This is a genomic window from Variovorax sp. GW821-FHT09A10, from assembly GCF_059418385.1.
The window spans coordinates 673550-691236 of sequence record NZ_JBWKPT010000001.1; the positions used below are offsets into that span (position 1 = coordinate 673550).

Sequence of the window (17687 nt, forward strand, 5' to 3'; positions counted from 1 at the left end):
GTGAGGGTCGGTATGCCACGTCCGGGGAAACCCTTGGATTGACGCTGCAATTCCCGGGCCACGCCGGAAACCGGGGGTTTCCGGCCTTCTTTCAGGCGTGTGCGATCGCGGTCCAGGCGGTGGCCAGCAGCGTCACGCCGGCCACGAACAGCAGCCCGGCGACCAGCCATTGCAAGGTGCGCGGCTGCAGCTTGTTGGGCAGGCGATGGTGCAGCCGCGTCGCGGCGTAGACCACGGGCATGGCGCAACCGGCCAGCAGCGCCGAGTGCCACGAGAAGTGGCCCGTCGGCACCACGATGACGAGCCGCACGAGCGAGTTGAAGGCGAACATCAGCAGCAGCGCGCGGCGCACCAGTTCGCGGTCCAGCGGCTGGCGGTACATGTGGAAGACGATGGGCGGGCCCGAGGCCGAGAACAGCCCGCCCAGCACGCCCGAGAGCCCGCCGATGAGGGCGAAGCTGGTGCGGCCCGACACGGCCGGCAGCGGTTTGCCCTGCAGCAACAGCAGCACGGCGCAGACCAGGATCGACACGCCCAGCAGCCCCCGCAGCCACGACACGGCGCTGCCGCTGAGCCACACGAGCAGCATGAGCCCGACGATGACGCCGACGGTGCTGCCGTTGAGCGCGGGCTTCATCAGCTGCCAGGGCACGGGGCCGGGGCGCGCGCGGAAGTAGGTCCAGGCGTTGATGAGGCTCAGCACGGTCGCGGCATTGGCCGCGTCGTTCACGCTGGCGATGTCGAGCACCGACACGAGGCCCAGCAGGATGAGGCTGAACGCAAAGCCCGTGAGGTTCTGCGCGTAGGTGGCCAGCCCGACGCAGGCCATGAAGATCAGGACCGGGACGGCGCCGGAAAGCACCGCCTGCACCGCGGACGCCGTCAGCACGCGCGACGGCGCGCGAGGCGGTGGAAAAAGGCGTGGGAGGGGAAGGAAGAAACGGACATGCGGGGGAAATCAGGGCAACGGAAACGCCGCGGGGCGGCCACCCGAGAATACCGCGCCCGCCGCGAGCGCGTTCACGCCTTCTCAGTGCACCATGTCCCAGCCCATCATCAGCGCGGCGAAGCCCATCAGCGCGGTGCCGCCCCAGCCGAGCCAGCGGATTCGCCGCCCGGAGGTGAACGCCCCCATCACCTTCTCGCGGGTCACCAGGACCATCATGGCCGCCATGATCGGCACCGCCACCACGCCGTTGATGACCGCGCTCCAGTAGAGCGCCTTCATGGGGTCGACGGGCGTGAAGTCGAGCCCCGTGCCCACCAGCGTGGCCACGGCGATGATGGCGTAGAACTCCTTGGCCTCGCGCCAGTGCCGCTCCAGGCCCTCTTCCCAGCCGAAGGCCTCGGCCACGGCGTAGGCCGCCGACGAGGCCAGCACGGGCACGGCCAGCAGCCCGGTGGCGATGATGCCGCCGGCGAACAGCCAGAACGCGAAGTCGCCGGCCAGCGGGCGCAGCGCCTCGGCGGCCTGCGCGGCGGAGGTCACGTCGTGCACGCCGCCCGCGTACAGCACGGCGGCGCCGACCACCATCACGAAGAACGCGATGAGGTTGGAGAAGGTCATGCCCATCCAGGTGTCGATGCGCACGCGCCGCAGGTCGTGGCGCACCTGCTTGTCGGTGCCGCGCCGCCCGCCCTTCAGGCGCCGTTCCTCGACTTCCTGCGAGGCCTGCCAGAAGAACAGGTAGGGCGAGATGGTGGTGCCCAGCAGCGCCACGAGCATCATCCAGTAGTCGCCGCGCCACTGCAGTTTCGGCACGACGAGGTCGTGCAGCACGCGCCCCCACTCCACCTGCACCACGAACACGGCCGCCACGTAGGCGAACAGGGTGAGCGTGAGCCACTTGAGGATGTGGGCCAGCTTGCGGTACGGCACGAACACCTGCAGCAGCACGGTGACCACGCCGAAGATCAGCGAATGGAAGTGCGCGCCACCGCCCACCACCAGCTGCAGGGCCTCGCCCATGGCGGCGATGTCGGCCGCGATGTTGATGGTGTTGGCCACCACGAGCAGCGCCACCAGGGTGACGAGGAAGCCGCGCGGCATGTGCTCGCGCAGGTTGGCCGCGACGCCCTTGCCGGTGACGCGGCCGATGCGGGCCGACACGAGCTGGATGGCCACCATGAACGGCAGCGACAGGAACACGGTCCACAGCAGGCCGGTGCCGAACTGCGCCCCGGCCTGGGTGTAGGTCGCGATGCCCGACGGGTCGTCGTCGGCCGCGCCGGTGACGACGCCGGGGCCGACGTGGCGCAGGAAGGAGGGGATGCGTTTCTTCATGTGGTTCTGCTGGCTTTGGGGGCGCTGCGGCTCGGGGCGCATGCACAGGACACCGGGGCACGCTGCCAGTCAACCAACGCTCTGGCAATGAGCCCGTCGATGGTTGCACGCCCAACCTGACCACCACATGAATCGGACGCCGCCGCTTCAGGCCTTTTCCGAGAACAACGCCACGATCACCTGCCGCAACCAGCGATTGCCCGGGTCGGCCTCGAAGCGCTTGCTCCAGTGCAGTGACACGGTGAAGTCGCGCAGCGGAAACGGCGGCTCGACGATGGCGTAGCCGCCCTCGGCCGCGAAGCCGCGCGCGATGTTGCGCGGCATCACCACCGCCAGGTCGGTGGCGCGCACGATGGCCGGCAGCACCATGAAGTGCTCGGTCGTCAGGCGCAGGCGGTCTTCGAGGTTCAGCAGCTGCAGGATGCGCAGCGTGTCGGCGTGGGTGCGCACGGCCACGTAGTCGAGCTCGTGCAGCGCCGCGAGCAGCGCCTGGCCGCTGCGCCGGCGCTTCACGAAGGGGTGGTCGTGGCGCAGCAGCACGATGTAGCGGTCTTTCAGCAGCTGGGTGCGCTGGGTGTCCTCCACGTGCGGCAGGAAGCCGAAGGCGAAGTCGACCCTGCCGCTGTCCAGCGCGGTGGCGATCTCGCCCGGCGCGAGCGGCATGGTCTCCACGCGCACGCCCGGCGCCAGCTCGCGCAGCCGCGCCATCAGCGCGGGCAAAAAGCGCCCCTCGCCGATGTCGCTCATGTGGATGCGAAAGAGCTTGCGCGACGCGGCCGGGTCGAAGCGCTCGGGCTCGGCCAGCGCCTGCTGCAGCATGGCCAGCGCCGACTGCACGGGCACCGCCAGCCGCTCGGCGCGCGGCGTGGGCGCCACGCCGCCCAGGCTGCGCGTGAACAGCGCGTCGCCCAGCAGCAGGCGCAGCCGCGTGAGGCCGTGGCTGGCCGCCGGTTGCGTGAGGCCCAGGGCCTCGGCGGCGCGGCTCACGTTGCGGGTGCGGTAGACGGCGTCGAACAACCGCAGCAGGTTGAGATCGACCGCGTCGATATGCACACCATTCATATTCGATAGCTGGCTCATTGCATTGAAGTATGACGCAGGTCCGCCCACACTCCCGCGTTCTCCCCACGACAAGAAGCACGAGACACGATGGAAGTTTCATTCAGCAAGGAAGTGGAAATGCTGCGCCTGGGCGCGGGCGACACCTTCCACGGCGAGGGCATCCTCGCGATCACCAAGGGCCTGCTGCAGTCGGGCGTGGCCTACGTCGGCGGCTACCAGGGCGCGCCGGTGTCGCACCTGCTGGACGTCATGGTGCAGGGCAAGGCCTACATGGACGAGCTGGGCGTGCACGTCGAGGCCTGCTCCAACGAGGCCTCGGCGGCGGCGATGCTCGGCGCGTCCATCCACTACCCGCTGCGCGGCGCCGTGACCTGGAAGTCGATCGTCGGCACCAACGTGGCGGCCGATGCGCTGTCCAACCTGTCGTCGCCCGGCGTGACCGGTGGCGTGCTGATCGTGGTGGGCGAAGACTACGGCGAAGGCGCCAGCGTGATCCAGGAGCGCACGCACGCCTACGCGCTCAAGTCGAGCATGTGCCTGCTCGATCCGCGGCCCGACCTGGGCGTGATGGTGCGCATGGTCGAGCAGGGCTTCCAGCTGTCGGAGGCCTCGAACATGCCCTGCCTGATGGAGCTGCGCATCCGCACCTGCCACGTGCGCGGCAGCTTCGACTGCAAGGACAACATCGCGCCCGCCGTGTCCACGCGCGCGCTGATGGACGAGCCCGCGGGCTTCGACTACATGCGCCTGGCGCACCCGCCCGTCACCTTCCGCCACGAAAAACTCAAGGGCGACGAGCGCATGCCGGCCGCGCGCCGCCACATCGTGGCCAACGGCCTCAACGAGCTGATGCCCGGCCGGCGCCACCCCGACCTGGGCATCGTGGTGCAGGGCGGGCTGTACAACGCGCTGATCCGCAGCCTGCAGCAGCAGGGCCTGGCCGATGCCTTCGGCGACACCGACATCCCGATCCTGGTGCTCAACGTGACCTACCCGCTGGTGCCCGAGCAGGTGGCCGACTTCTGCGTGGGCAAGCGCGCGGTGCTGGTGGTGGAAGAAGGCCAGCCCGAGTACATCGAGCAGGACATCGCCACCCTGCTGCGCCGGCGCGACATCCAGACGCCGCTGCACGGCAAGGACCTGCTGCCGCAGGCCGGCGAGTACGGCGTGGAGGTGCTGTCGGGCGGCCTCGCGGCCTTTGCCGAACGCTACCTCGGCGCGAGCGAGGCGGCAGCCTCGGCGCAGGCCTGGCTGGCCGGCAACCGCGAACGCCGTGAGGCGGTGGCGCGCCGGCTCGATGCGCCGCTGCCCAACCGTCCGCCAAGCTTCTGCGTCGGCTGCCCCGAGCGGCCGGTGTTCTCGGCGCTCAAGCTCGCGCAGCAGGAGACCGGGCCGGTGCACATCGCGGCCGACATCGGTTGCCATGCCTTCGGCACCTTCGAGCCGTTTTCGATGGGCCACTCGATCCTCGGCTACGGCATGAGCCTGGCCAGCCGCGCGGGCGTGGCACCGATGATGAACCGGCGCACGCTGTCGATCATGGGCGACGGCGGCTTCTGGCACAACGGCCTGCTCACGGGCGTGCAGAGCGCGCTGTTCAACGACGACGACGCGGTGCTGCTGATCTTCAAGAACGGCTACACCTCGGCCACTGGCACGCAGGACATCATTTCCACGCCCGACGACGAGATCAAGGAACGCGCCGTCGACAAGCAGCAGAGCCTGGTCGACAAGAACCAGACCATCGAGGCCACGCTGAAGGGCCTGGGCGTGCAATGGATGCGCACCGTCACCACCTACGACGTGGAGCGCATGCGCAAGACGCTCACCGAGGCGCTCACGAGCGACTTCAACGGCCTGAAGGTGGTGATCGCCGAGGGCGAGTGCCAGCTCGAGCGGCAGCGCCGCATCAAGCCCTGGATCGCCGGCCTGCTCAAGAAGGGCAAACGGGTGGTGCGCGTGAAGTACGGCGTCGACGAGGACGTGTGCAACGGCGACCACGCCTGCATCCGCCTGTCGGGCTGCCCCACGCTCACGCTCAAGGACAACCCCGATCCGCTGAAGGTCGACCCGGTGGCCGTGGTCATCGACGGCTGCGTGGGCTGCGGCCTGTGCGGCGCCAACGCGCACGCGGCCACGCTGTGCCCGAGCTTTTACCGCGCCGAGGTGGTGCAGAACCCGAAGTGGCACGAACGCCTGCTGCACGGCCTGCGCAGCGCGATCGTCGGCGCCCTGCGCCCGGCCTGAGAAGAAAGAACAGAGACATGGAACAGAACCGTCCCACCACCCTGCTCGTGTGCGCCCTCGGCGGCGAAGGCGGCGGCGTGCTCACCGAATGGCTGGTCGACGCCGCGCGGCATGCGGGCTACGCGGCGCAGAGCACGTCGATCCCCGGCGTGGCGCAGCGCACCGGCGCCACCACCTACTACCTCGAAGTGTTCCCGGTGCCGATGGTGCAGCTGGGCGGCCGGCGCCCGGTGTTCAGCCTGGGCCCGGTGCCGGGCGTGCTTGACGCGATCGTCTCGTCGGAGCTGCTGGAGACCACGCGCCAGATCGGCAACGGCATGAGCGCGCCGCTGCGCACGCTGGTCATCAGCTCGTCGGCGCGCGTGCTCACCACGGCCGAACGCATGGTGCCCGGCGACGGTCGCGCCGACGCGCAGCGCCTGCTGGACGTGGTCAAGGCCTTCAGCCGCGAGCACCACGTGCTCGACATGGGCGCCATGGCGCGCGAGGCCGGCACGGTGGTCAGTGCCGTGATGCTGGGCGCGATCGCGGGCAGCGGCCTGTTCCCGTTTCCGCGCGAGGCCTACGAGCGCGCGGTGCGCGGCGGCGACGAGGCCGCGCCCGACAAGCTCGGCAAGATGGCCGCCGCCAGCCTGCGCGGCTTTGCCGCCGCCTTCGAGGCCGTGCGCGCGCCGCGCGCCCAGGCCGCGTTCGTGCAGGGCGTTCTGGCCGGCGACGACACGCGCGACGCGCCCCCGCCGCCGCAGCCCCTGCCCGACGACGTGGCGCGCCGCTTTCCGCCGGCCGTGCACGACATGCTCACGCTGGGCCATGCACGGGTGCGCGACTACCAGGACGGCGCCTACGCCGCGCTGTACGCCGATCGCCTCGCGCGGGTGCTCGAGGCCGAGCGCGCCGCCGACCCGTCGGGCGCGCAGGGCTTCGCGGTCACGCGCGAAACGGCGCGCTGGCTGGCGCTGTGGATGGCCTTCGACGACATCGTGCGCGTGGCCGCGCTGAAGGGCCGCGCCAGCCGCGCGCAGCGCGTGCGCCAGGAAGTGCGCGCGGGCGACGACGACCTCGTGAAGGTCTTCGACCACTTCAAGCCCGGCGCGCCCGAGTTCGCGGCGCTGCTGCCGCCGTCGCTCGCGCGCCGCGTCACCGCTTGGGACCGCGCCCGCCAGTCGCGCGGGCTTGCGCCCTGGGCGCTGCCGCTGCAGGTGGGCAGCCACTCGGTGCTGGGCATGGCCTCGCTGCGGCTGCTGGCCTCGCTCACCTGGCTGCGCCGGCGCGGCAGCCGCTTTGCCGAAGAGCAAGCGCTGATCGAGCGCTGGCTCGCTGCCGTCGAGACCGGCACGCGCACGCACTGGGCGCTGGGCCGCGAGCTGGCGCTGTGCGGCCGGCTCATCAAGGGCTACGGCAGCACCAACGAACGCGGCAAGCACAACCTGCTGCACGTGATCGACGAGCTCGCGGGCCGCGCCACGCTGCAGCCCGCCGCGCGTGCCGAGGCGATCGCCGCGGCACGCGAGGCCGCGCTCGCCGACGAAGGCGGCAAGGCGCTGGACGCCGCGCTCACGCGCCACGGCGCCGCCCCGCGCCCGGTGCAGGCGCAACCCATCCGCTGGATGAAGCGGCCCAAGACAACGACCACGATCTGAGGAGACAAAGAACCATGACCCCACGTTCCGCCCCCGCTTCATCGCGCCGCCTGCTGCTGGCGCTCGCGTTGGCCAGCACCGCCCTGTGCGCGCCTGCCGTGCACGCCGACACCTGGCCTTCCAAGCCCATCAAGGTGATCGTCAACTTCCCGGCCGGCGGCGCGGCCGACCAGCTCGCGCGCGCCGTCTCGCAGCCGCTGCAGGAAGCGCTGAAGCAGCCCGTGGTGATCGAGAACCGCGGCGGTGCCAACGGCAACGTCGGCGGCGAGGCCGTGGCGCGTGCGGCGGCCGACGGCTACACGCTGCTCATGAGCTCGGGCGGCATGGTGTCGGTGAACCCGCACCTGTATGCGCGCATGAGCTTCGACCCCGCCAAGGACCTGGTGCCCGTGGCCGCCGCCGCGCGCGTGCTGGTGTTCCTGGTCACGCGGCCTTCGCTGCCGCCGACCGACGTGAAGTCGTTCATGGCCTACCTCAAGGCCAACCCCGGCAAGCTCTCGTACGGCTCGCCGGGCAACGGCAGTTCGCCGCACCTGGCGGGCGAGATGTTCAAGAGCCAGGCCGGCCTGTTCGCGTTGCACGTGCCCTACCGCGGCGCGGCGCCCGCATTGCAGGACCTGCTGGCCGGCCAGATCGACTACGCCTTCGACCCCGGCATTGCCCTGAACCAGGTGCGCGCCGGCAAGCTCAAGCTGCTGGCCGTGGGCAGCCCGCACCGCTCGTCGCAGTTCCCCGACGTGCCCACGCTCGATGAGGCCGGCCTGCGCGGCTTCGACGCCGACACGGTGTTCGGCTTCTACGCGCCGGCCGGCACGCCGCCCGAGGTGGTGGCGCAGCTCAACACGCAGATCAACCGCGCGCTCGCGCTGCCGGCGGTGAAGGAGCGCATCGCGGCCATCGGCGGCGAGCCGGCACCGGGCACGCCGGCCGACTTCCAGCGCCGCGCCGCCGCAGACTCGCAACGCTTCGGCGCGCTGATCCGCGAGCGCGGCATCAAGGCGGACTGAGCAGCCGGGACAATCGACGGATGAGCAGCACTCCCTCTCTCCACGACGCTTCCGGCAAGGAAGTCGCCTACACCGCACGCGTCGAGTTCGGCGATTGCGACCCGGCCGGCATCGTCTGGTTTCCCAATTTCTTCCGCTGGATCGACGCGGCCTCGCGCCACTTCTTCGCCGAGTGCGGCGTGCCGCGCTGGGAGGAAACGGCCCAGACCCTGGGCGTGATCGGCACGCCGCTGGTCGACACGCACACGCGCTTCGTCAAGGCGGCCAGCTACGGCGACACGCTGCAGATCGCGGTGCGCATCACCGAATGGCGCGACAAGAGCTTCGTGCAGACCTACCGCGTGACGCGCGGCGACGACCTGATCCTCGAATGCGAAGAGGTGCGGATCTTTGCGGCGAAGCGCGAAGGCGGCGGCATCCGCGCGGTACCGATTCCGCCGACGATCCGGGCGCTCTGCACGGGTTGAACCACGCGGCCTGCCCGCTCAGGCCGCGTCGCGACGCAGCTGCGCGAGCAGGCCTTCCACGCCGAGGTCGATCAGGTCGAAGGCCTCGATGAAGGCCTGGTGGCCGCCGTACCACGGGTCGGGCACGTCACCGCCGATGGCATCGGCGAACTCCGAGAGCAGGCGCACCTTGCGCGCCGCATCCGCGGGCGCACGCCTGCGCAGCGCGGCGCAGTGCTGCTGCGTCATGCCGATGAGCCAGTCGAAACGCTCGAAGTCGGCCGCATGCACTTGGCGCGCACGGTGCGCGGGCATCTCGATGCCGCGCCGCAGGGTCTCGGCCACCGAGCGCGGATCGGGCGGATTGCCGCGCTCCTCGTCGGAGATGGCGGCGCTGTCGACCTCCACCGCGAAGCCTGCGCGCTGCGCCTTGTGGAGCAGCAACGCGTGCGCGGTCGGCGAGCGGCAGATGTTCCCTGTGCACACGAACAGGATGGCGGGGGTGCTTGGTTTCATGCGCGTCGACTATAGGCACGAGGGCAGGCATTCGGCATAGGCCACCCTACCCACCGCATCCCCCGGTCGGGGGATGCCACGAGGGAGCGAGGGCGAATCGCACCCTCTCTGTCCAATGGACAGCTCCCATATCTTCGGTATCGCCTGACACAACTCCTTGCGCTTCACTACGGCCCTTGGTCAGTGCAAAGGAGGTCACCATGCCCCGACCCAGTCTTCACAGCGCGAGCATCACACTGAAACTTCCCTTCGACATGAGCGCCGCGCAAGAGGTCGAGGCCCTGCGCGCCGCGGGCATTCCGGTGGACGACCTGGGCAATGCGATGTCGGGCTTTCTGTTCGTGCGCTTCAGCGACGGCTGGCGCGGCGACTCGAACGTCTTTCGCTGGTTTCCGAGCCCCATCGAGCGCAGCGCGAACGACGCCCGCCTCCACCTCGCGCCACCCCGGCGCAGCCTGTTGCTTCATGCCAAGGGTTGACGCTGACAATGATGCGGTGCAACAATCCGGAAATCATCATTTCGGAGCCCCGTGCGTGGACAGTGCCAGTTGGATCAGTGACAAGACGCGTGCCTCGGCAGGCGTGACACCCCCGGCCCTCTAGCGCAGGCAGCTCCCGCGCTGGCGGCCGCCGTGTCCGCAGCGCGAACCCCTTGCCCCTCGGGCAAGCGGCTCCCCCTACCGATTCCCGTTGTTCTTCGTCGCTGACTTTGTCAGTCAGCTTGCGTGCGTCCGTGCGCGAGGCCCTTCAGCGTGAAGGAGCCTTGTCATGCGCCAGTTTCAGATTCGTCCGTTGCATCCGCAGGTGCGACCGTCGCACGGTCGCCCGTCGGCGCACGCCGGTGCGCCCGCGCGCGTGAACCCGGCGCCGCACGTCGACGACGAGCAGGCCCTGGACCGCGCCGCCGCGCTGTGGACCACGCGCCGCATCCGCAGCTTCTTCCTGCTGCTCGACCCACCCGGCCACGGCACCACGCGCCGCTGAAGCCCGCCCCTGCCACACCACAGAACAGGAGGCCCTCATGGACCCGGACCCTTGCTTGCGCCGCTGCGCGCCGCCTTCCTTGCCCGATCGATCCCCCATTCACCTCGCAGCCTGCCGCGCTGCGGAGGAGCCCCGCCGGCTGACTGCTGCTGAGTAAGTAAGCAGTCTCCACGGGCGTTTCCTTCCTTCGCGGCGCGCCGCACCCGAAGGAGAAACTCCCATGACCCGCGAACGCCTGCGGCGTGTCGTATGGACGGCCACGGCCGCCCGCGCCACCGCCCGCCCCTTTGCCTCCCGCCGCCCCGCGCCAAGCCGCGCGTGGCTCGCCACCTTGTGCGGCCTGGCCGCCACGCAGACCCACGCCGCCGGCGGACACCATTCGGTGGACGACGCCGCCATCCTCGATCCGGGCCAGTGCCAGATCGAGGCCTGGGGTGGCCAGCGCCTCGTGCACCTCGGTCCGGCCTGCCGTGTCGGCCCCGTCGAGCTGGGCCTGAACCTCGAACGCGAGCGCGGCGCCGACAGCCGCACGCTGCGCGCCGGCCCGCAGATCAAATGGGCCTTCGCGCTCACCGACACGCTGAGCACCGGCGTGCTGGCCTCGGCCACCTGGCAACGCAGCGATGCCGGCCACGCCTCACTGCGCTTTACCGACAGCAGCGTGGTGATCCCCGTCACCTGGCAGTTCGACGACGCCTGGCGCGCCCACCTGAACCTGGGCCGCGACTTCCATCGCGCGCAGCCGAGCACCAGCCACTCGGGTGCGGCGCTCGAATGGGCCGCCCTGCCCGCGCTGTCGTTCGTGGCCGAGCGCTTCCGCGAAGGCGGGCGCAACGCCTGGCGCGCCGGCCTGCGCTGGGCGGCCACGCCGGCCCTGAACGTCGATCTCAGCCACGCCCGCGACCTGCGCCACGACGGCCCGCGCGGCTGGACGCTGGGCCTCACCTGGGCGTTCGCTCGCTGAGCGCCCCCACACAGGAGAAGAACAATGAAGAACGTCCTGAAGTCCTTTTTCGAGAGCTTCCTGCACAGCCGCCACATGCGGCATCACTTCGAGCGCTGGCAGACGCTGCTGAGCGCCAAGCCCAGCAACCGCGGCTCGGCCGCGATGCCGCCCGAGATCGCCAAGGCGCTGGCCGCCGCCTCGCACACCGACGCGGGCGAGGTGCTGGTGCGCCTGAACAGCTCGTCGCAGGGCCTCACCGAAGCCCACGCACTGGCGCTGCGCAAGCGGCTGGGCAGCAACGAGGTGCGCCACGAGCAGCCCCTGCCGTGGTGGAACCACCTGTGGCAGTGCTACCGCAACCCCTTCAACCTGCTGCTGACGGTGCTGGCGCTGGTCTCCTACGTCACCGAGGACACGAAGGCCACGGTGGTGATCGGCAGCATGGTGCTGCTGTCGACCGTGCTGCGCTTCCTGCAGGAGTCGCGCTCCAACAAGGCCGCCGACCGGCTCAAGGCGATGGTCAGCAACACCTCGACGGTGCTGCGCCCCGCGCCCGGCGAGAAGGCCGGCCGCGCCGGTGACGAGGGCTTCGACCTCGCGCACGCCGGCACGCAACGCATCGAAGTGCCGATGCGCGACCTCGTGCCCGGCGACGTGATCGCGCTGTCGGCGGGCGACATGATCCCGGCCGACGCGCGCCTGCTCTCGGCGAAAGACCTGTTCATCAGCCAGTCGGCGCTCACCGGCGAATCGATGCCGGTGGAGAAGTTCGCAGCCATCGCCGCCGACCACCAGGCCGGCGTGCTGGAGCGCGACAACCTGCTGTTCATGGGCACCAACGTGATCAGCGGCACCGCCACCGCGGTGATCGTGCACACCGGCGAGCGCACCTTCTTCGGCGCGCTGGCCCAGCGCGTGAGCGCGACCGACCGCGGCACCACCGCCTTCCAGGCCGGCATCAACCGCGTGAGCTGGCTGCTGATCCGCTTCATGCTGGTGATGGCGCCGCTGGTGCTGGTGATCAACGGCGTGACCAAGGGCGACTGGTGGGAGGCCGCGCTGTTCGCGCTGTCGATCGCGGTCGGCCTCACGCCCGAGATGCTGCCGATGATCGTGACCGCCACGCTGGCCAAGGGCGCGGTCGTGATGTCGCGCCAGAAGGTGATCGTGAAGCGGCTCGAGGCCATCCACAACTTCGGCGCGATGGACGTGCTGTGCACCGACAAGACCGGCACGCTCACGCAGGACCGCATCGTGCTCGAACGCCACACCAATGCCTGGGGCGAAGACTCCGACCACGTGCTGCAGCAGGCCTACCTCAACAGCTTTCACCAGACCGGGCTGAAGAACCTGCTCGACAAGGCCGTGCTCAGCCACGCCGAAGTGCAGCTCGACACGCAGCTGCAGACCGGCTGGCGCAAGGTCGACGAAGTGCCCTTCGACTTCTCGCGCCGCCGCATGTCGGTGGTGGTGGCGCACGGCGAGGACGAGCACCTGCTGATCTGCAAGGGCGCGCTCGAAGAGATCCTGTCGGTGTGCACCTCGGTCGAACGCGGCGCCGAAGTGCTCGCGCTCGACGCCGACGTGATGGCGCGCATCCACCGCGTGGCCTCGGAGCTCAATGCCCAGGGCCTGCGCGTGGTGGCCGTGGCCAGCCGCACGCTGCACGCCGACGCACGCAAGCCGGCCTACAGCGTGGCCGACGAGGCGGGGCTCACGCTGCTGGGCTACGTGGCCTTTCTCGATCCGCCGAAGGAATCGACCGCGCCCGCGCTGCAGGCGCTGGCCGCACACGGCGTGGCGGTGAAGGTGCTGACCGGCGACAACGAACTGGTCACGCGCAAGGTCTGCGGCGACGTCGGCATCGACGCCGGGCGCATGGTGCTGGGCCACGAGGTCGAGCGCATGAACGAGGCCGAGCTGCGGCAGGTGGTGGAAATGCGCCATGTGTTCGCCAAGCTCACGCCCGCGCACAAGGAACGCATCGTGCAGGCGCTGCATGCCAACGGCCACGTGGTCGGCTTCATGGGCGACGGCATCAACGACGCGCCCGCGCTGCGCGCCGCCGACATCGGCATCTCGGTGGACGGCGCGGTGGACGTGGCCAAGGAATCGGCCGACATCATCCTGCTCGAGAAGAGCCTCATGGTGCTGGAGCAAGGCGTGGTCGAAGGCCGCCGCACCTTCGCCAACATGCTCAAGTACATCAAGATCACGGCCAGCTCGAACTTCGGCAACGTGTTCTCGGTGCTGGTGGCCAGTGCCTTCCTGCCCTTTTTGCCGATGCTGCCGCTGCACCTGCTGGTGCAGAACCTGCTGTACGACGTGTCGCAGATCGCGATCCCGTTCGACAACGTGGACGAGGAATTCCTGAAGACGCCGCAGCGCTGGAACCCGGCCGACCTGGGCCGCTTCATGGTGTTCTTCGGGCCGCTGAGCTCGGTGTTCGACATCCTGACCTACACCGTGATGTGGTTCGTGTTCGCGGCCAACTCGGTGGAGCACCAGACGCTGTTCCAGTCGGGCTGGTTCATCGAGGGCCTGCTGTCGCAGACGCTGATCGTGCACCTGATCCGCACCCGCAAGATCCCGTTCCTGCAAAGCCGCGCGGCCTGGCCGCTGCTGGCCATGGGCGCGGCCATTGCGGCCGTGGGCATCTGGCTGCCGATGGGGCCACTGGCGCACTACTTCAAGCTGCAGGCGCTGCCGCTCGCGTACTTCCCGTGGCTGGTGCTGATGCTGGTCGGCTACGCGACGCTGACGCAGGCCGTGAAGGGCTGGTACGCGCGCAAGTACGGCTGGCAGTAAGACAAGAACCACCCGGCGGACGCAGGGTCGCGGCTGTCACACAAGGCCGCTACCCTGCTTCGCACACAGAGGATCAGGAGGATCACGCATGGAAGCCATTCGCCACATCAACCTGCCCTCGCTGCTGGACACCCTGGTCAGCGTGGGCGCGGCCTTTCTGCTGGGCTCGCTGATCGGCTTCGAGCGCCAGGTGCGCCAGCGCACCGCGGGGCTGCGCACCAACACGCTGGTGGCCGTGGGCGCCGCCGTGTTCGTCGACATGGCGGCCCGCCTGGGCGGCCCCGACGGCGCGGTGCGCGTGGTCGCCTACGTGGTCTCGGGCATCGGTTTTCTGGGCGCCGGCGCGATCATGAAGGAAGGCGCCAACATCACGGGCCTGAACACGGCCGCCACGCTGTGGGGGTCGGCCGCGGTGGGCGCCTGCGCAGGCGCCGACCTGCTGGGCGAAGCACTGATCGCCGCGCTCTTCGTGCTGGCGAGCAACACGCTGCTGCGGCCGGTGGTGAACCGCATCAACCGCCGCCCGGTGCACGAGGAATCGAGCGAGGCGACCTACACGGTGCGCGTGATCTGTTCGCGCGCGGCGCGGCCCGAGGTGATGGACCAGCTGCTGGTGCAGCTGGAAGCCGCGAACTACCCGGTGCGCGACATCGACCAGCACGCCTTCGGGCAGGCCGACACGGAGATTGCGGCAACGCTGTATGCCACCGCGGTCGAGCCCGAAGAACTCGACCAGGTGATCGCGGAGCTGGAGACGCTGGAAGGCGTCCAGCAAGCCTTCTGGAACGCCAGCGCGGAGGATTAGGCGCCCGCCGAAGCCGACAGACTATCCTTCGCGTTCGAGCCACCTCTTTTTCGAACCGCCATGGACAGCCTCGCCGCCTCTCGTGTCGTTCCCGCGCCTCGCAGCGCACGGTCTGCTCAAACGGTAGGCCGGACAAGACCATTCAACGCACCGACACGCGCGCATCCGTGACGCCGAAAACACCCAAGCTCCTGGTACTGGACCTGGATGAAACCTTGGTTCACGCGACGGAGACGCCATTGGCGCACCCGGAAGATTTCCGGGTCGGCCCCTATCACGTCTATCTGCGTCCTCATCTGGCCGACTTTCTCCAGCAGGTCTTCGCGCACTTTGAAGTCGGCGTGTGGACAGCCTCCGGCGAGACCTACGCCGGAGAAATCGTCAGCAGGATCTTTCCGCAAGACAAGCTCGCCTTCGTCTGGTCGAGTGCACGGTGCACCACGACACGCGATTGGGTCACGGGTGGCTACCAGACCGTCAAGAATCTGCAAAAGCTCAAGTCGCGGGGCTATTCGCTGGCATCGATCATCGCAGTGGACGACACGCCTGCGAAGTACGCGCGCAGCTACGGCAACCTCGTGACGGTGCGCGAATTTCTCGGCGAACGCGACGACGCAGAGCTGCCGTTGCTCGCTCGGTATCTGGCGACTCTCGCAGACGTCCCCAACGTACGGTCGGTCGAGAAACGCAGATGGAGGGAAGGTCTCGCGTCCGATGCCACCCATGGCGCGCTGCCGACACCGGATTCACCTCATCAAGGAGCACCGCACAGTGGAAGCGCCTGAATCTCCTGCCGCGCGAATGCCCGCGGCGAAGTCCACCGAGCTCGCGCCAGGCATCTTCGTCATCGAATCGCTGTTGACCCACGCCGAGTGCAACACACTGATCCGAGGCGCCGAGAATGGGGGGTTTGAAGCCGCGCCCATTCAGGCGCCCGGCGGCCCACGGGTATCGGAAGAGACTCGAAACAATGACCGCCATGTCTTCGACGATCTTTCACTGGCCTCGGATCTCTTTGAACGTTCACGGCACTCGCTGCCCTCCGCGTTGGGCGAGCGACGCGCGGTCGGTTTGAACGAGCGATTCCGCTTGTATCGCTACCGTCCCGGGCAACGCTTTCGCTGGCACGCGGATACCCCCTTTCGCCGTGACACCGGGGAGATCAGTCTGCTCACGTACATGATCTACCTCAACGATGGCTACCTCGGCGGCGCAACCCGTTTCGAAAGCATCAAAGTGAGCGGACAGGCGGGCATGGCGTTGGTCTTCAAGCACGGCCTGTTGCACGAAGGCGCGGAAGTCACGCAAGGCATCAAGTACGCCTTGCGCTCCGACGTCATGTTTCGCTGAATCATCTCCTGCGTCGGCCCAAGAAAAAGGGCGGCTTCGCCTTTCAGCGAAGCCGCCCCTGTCGGTGAGGCGAAGCGAGAGTCGGCGTGCTCAGACGCCGAGGATCGACACCGCCTTGGTGTTCAGGTACGCCTCGATTGCCTCGGGGCCGCCTTCCGAACCGTAGCCCGAATCCTTCACGCCGCCGAACGGCATTTCCGGCGAGGGCGTGGCGGGCTGGTTGATCCACAGCATGCCCAGCTCGAGCTTCTGGCTCAGCAGGTGCGCGCTCTTGATCGACTTGGTGAAGGCATAACCGGCCAGGCCGAAGGGCAGGCGGTTGGCTTCGGTGATGGCTTCTTCGAGCGTGTCGAAACCGCGGATGGCGGCGATGGGGCCGAAGGGCTCGTTGTTGAACACGTCGGCGTCCAGCGGCACGTCGGTGATGACGGTGGGCGCGAAGAAGTTGCCGGTGTCGCCGACGCGTTCGCCGCCGGTGGCGACCGTGGCGCCCTTCTTGCGCGCGTCTTCCAGCACATGGGCCATGGCCGTGAGGCGGCGAGCGTTGGCCAGCGGGCCGAGGTTGGTGCCTTCGACCAGGCCGTCGCCCATCTTCAGGCCTTCGGCATGCTTGACCAGCAGGCTCGCGAACTCATGGCGCAGGCTGTTGTGCACCAGGAAGCGGGTCGGCGAGATGCAGACCTGGCCCGCGTTGCGGAACTTGGCGGCACCGGCGGCCTTGACGGCCAGCGCCACGTCGGCGTCTTCGGCCACGATCACCGGGGCGTGGCCGCCCAGTTCCATCGTGACGCGCTTCATGTGCGAGCCGGCCAGCGCGGCCAGTTGCTTGCCCACCGGGGTCGAGCCGGTGAAGGTGACCTTGCGGATGATCGGGTGCGCGATGAGGTAGCTCGAGATCTCGCCCGGGTTGCCGAACACCAGGCCCACCACGCCGCCCGGAATGCCGGCGTCGACGAAGGCCTTGAGCAGCGCGGCCGGCGAGGCCGGGGTTTCCTCGGGCGCCTTCACCAGGAAGGAGCAGCCGGTGGCCAGTGCGGCGCCGAGCTTGCGCACGATCTGGTTGACGGGGAAGTTCCACGGCGTGAAGGCCGCGACCGGGCCGACCGGCTCCTTGATGACCAGCTGCTGCGCGGCCAGGTTGCGCGAGGGCACGATGCGGCCGTACACGCGGCGGCCTTCGTCGGCGAACCATTCGATGATGTCGGCGGCGGCCATCATTTCGACCTTGGCCTCGCCCAGCGGCTTGCCTTGTTCCTGCGTCAGCAGCTTGGCGATGTCCAGGGCGCGTTCGCGGATCAGGCCGGCGGCGCGGCGCATCACGGCGGCGCGCTCGTTGGCGGGCGTGTCGCGCCAGGCTTCGAAGCCGCGCTGGGCAGCGGCCAGGGCACGGTCGAGGTCGACGATGCTGGCGTGCGCCACCTTGCCGATGGCCTTGCCGGTGGCGGGGTTCAGCACGTCGAGCGTCTTGCCGTCGGCGGCGTCGACCCATTGGCCGTCGATCAGCAGGCGGGTGTCGGTGTAGGTGGCGGTCATGGCGAACTCTTTCCTTCGAGGACTGGATGGTGAAAACGAAACGGGAAATCGGGCGCGCG

The 17687-nt window shown here is 69.3% G+C and carries 16 protein-coding genes; 11 read left to right on the plus strand and 5 right to left on the minus strand.

The window, feature by feature from the left end:
• Positions 1-91 precede the first annotated feature (91 nt).
• From AC07Q9_RS03225 to AC07Q9_RS03235, 3 genes are all read right to left on the minus strand, one after another.
• Positions 92-889, minus strand: coding sequence for a TSUP family transporter (locus AC07Q9_RS03225; protein WP_495307337.1), 798 nt, complete (start codon positions 887-889; stop codon positions 92-94).
• 141 nt (positions 890-1030) lie between these two features.
• Positions 1031-2284, minus strand: a complete 1254-nt coding sequence (locus tag AC07Q9_RS03230) for an NRAMP family divalent metal transporter (protein ID WP_495307338.1) — start codon at positions 2282-2284, stop codon at positions 1031-1033.
• A gap of 147 nt (positions 2285-2431) precedes the next feature.
• The gene (locus tag AC07Q9_RS03235) at positions 2432-3346 is read right to left on the minus strand and encodes a LysR family transcriptional regulator (protein ID WP_495301277.1); all 915 of its coding nucleotides are present in this window, start codon (positions 3344-3346) and stop codon (positions 2432-2434) included.
• Between the two features lie 87 nt (positions 3347-3433).
• Here AC07Q9_RS03235 and AC07Q9_RS03240 point away from each other — a divergent pair, with 87 nt between their 5' ends.
• Genes AC07Q9_RS03240 through AC07Q9_RS03255 form a run of 4 tightly spaced genes read left to right on the plus strand, consistent with a single transcriptional unit; the run spans position 3434 to position 8707 of the window.
• Positions 3434-5593: a thiamine pyrophosphate-dependent enzyme gene (locus tag AC07Q9_RS03240; RefSeq protein WP_095946756.1), complete on the plus strand. Its 2160-nt coding sequence runs from the start codon at positions 3434-3436 to the stop codon at positions 5591-5593.
• Positions 5594-5610: 17 nt separating this feature from the next.
• Positions 5611-7233, plus strand: coding sequence for an indolepyruvate oxidoreductase subunit beta family protein (locus AC07Q9_RS03245; protein WP_495307340.1), 1623 nt, complete (start codon positions 5611-5613; stop codon positions 7231-7233).
• A gap of 14 nt (positions 7234-7247) precedes the next feature.
• Positions 7248-8240 carry a Bug family tripartite tricarboxylate transporter substrate binding protein gene (locus tag AC07Q9_RS03250; RefSeq protein WP_495307341.1) on the plus strand — a complete coding sequence of 331 codons (993 nt, stop codon included), beginning with the start codon at positions 7248-7250 and terminating at the stop codon, positions 8238-8240.
• Between the two features lie 20 nt (positions 8241-8260).
• Positions 8261-8707, plus strand: coding sequence for an acyl-CoA thioesterase (locus AC07Q9_RS03255; protein ID WP_495307343.1), 447 nt, complete (start codon positions 8261-8263; stop codon positions 8705-8707).
• Positions 8708-8725: 18 nt separating this feature from the next.
• Here AC07Q9_RS03255 and AC07Q9_RS03260 read toward each other — a convergent pair whose 3' ends face one another.
• Positions 8726-9202, minus strand: a complete 477-nt coding sequence (locus AC07Q9_RS03260) for a low molecular weight protein-tyrosine-phosphatase (protein ID WP_495307344.1) — start codon at positions 9200-9202, stop codon at positions 8726-8728.
• A gap of 254 nt (positions 9203-9456) precedes the next feature.
• On the opposite strand from AC07Q9_RS03260, the gene AC07Q9_RS03265 reads away from it, so the two are divergent.
• The 7 genes from AC07Q9_RS03265 to AC07Q9_RS03295 all read left to right on the plus strand — a co-directional run bounded on the left by AC07Q9_RS03265 (position 9457) and on the right by AC07Q9_RS03295 (position 16095).
• On the plus strand, positions 9457-9681 hold the full coding sequence (locus AC07Q9_RS03265; protein ID WP_495307345.1) for a hypothetical protein: 225 nt from the start codon (positions 9457-9459) through the stop codon (positions 9679-9681).
• 289 nt (positions 9682-9970) lie between these two features.
• Positions 9971-10186 carry a hypothetical protein gene (locus tag AC07Q9_RS03270; RefSeq protein ID WP_493194254.1) on the plus strand — a complete coding sequence of 72 codons (216 nt, stop codon included), beginning with the start codon at positions 9971-9973 and terminating at the stop codon, positions 10184-10186.
• A gap of 220 nt (positions 10187-10406) precedes the next feature.
• On the plus strand, positions 10407-11150 hold the full coding sequence (locus AC07Q9_RS03275; RefSeq protein WP_495307346.1) for a PA4824 family protein: 744 nt from the start codon (positions 10407-10409) through the stop codon (positions 11148-11150).
• Positions 11151-11174: 24 nt separating this feature from the next.
• The gene (gene mgtA / locus AC07Q9_RS03280) at positions 11175-13940 is read left to right on the plus strand and encodes a magnesium-translocating P-type ATPase (protein ID WP_495307348.1); all 2766 of its coding nucleotides are present in this window, start codon (positions 11175-11177) and stop codon (positions 13938-13940) included.
• 88 nt (positions 13941-14028) lie between these two features.
• Complete coding sequence (locus AC07Q9_RS03285; protein WP_062480849.1) at positions 14029-14745, plus strand: MgtC/SapB family protein; 717 nt, start codon at positions 14029-14031, stop codon at positions 14743-14745.
• A 167-nt stretch (positions 14746-14912) separates the two neighbouring features.
• Positions 14913-15530, plus strand: coding sequence for an NIF family HAD-type phosphatase (locus AC07Q9_RS03290; RefSeq protein WP_495307350.1), 618 nt, complete (start codon positions 14913-14915; stop codon positions 15528-15530).
• Positions 15517-16095, plus strand: a complete 579-nt coding sequence (locus tag AC07Q9_RS03295) for a 2OG-Fe(II) oxygenase (RefSeq protein ID WP_495307351.1) — start codon at positions 15517-15519, stop codon at positions 16093-16095. The genes AC07Q9_RS03290 and AC07Q9_RS03295 overlap by 14 nt, the downstream gene beginning before the upstream one ends.
• 90 nt (positions 16096-16185) lie before the next feature.
• Here AC07Q9_RS03295 and AC07Q9_RS03300 read toward each other — a convergent pair whose 3' ends face one another.
• The gene (locus AC07Q9_RS03300; RefSeq protein ID WP_062480847.1) at positions 16186-17628 is read right to left on the minus strand and encodes an NAD-dependent succinate-semialdehyde dehydrogenase; all 1443 of its coding nucleotides are present in this window, start codon (positions 17626-17628) and stop codon (positions 16186-16188) included.
• Positions 17629-17687 lie beyond the last annotated feature (59 nt).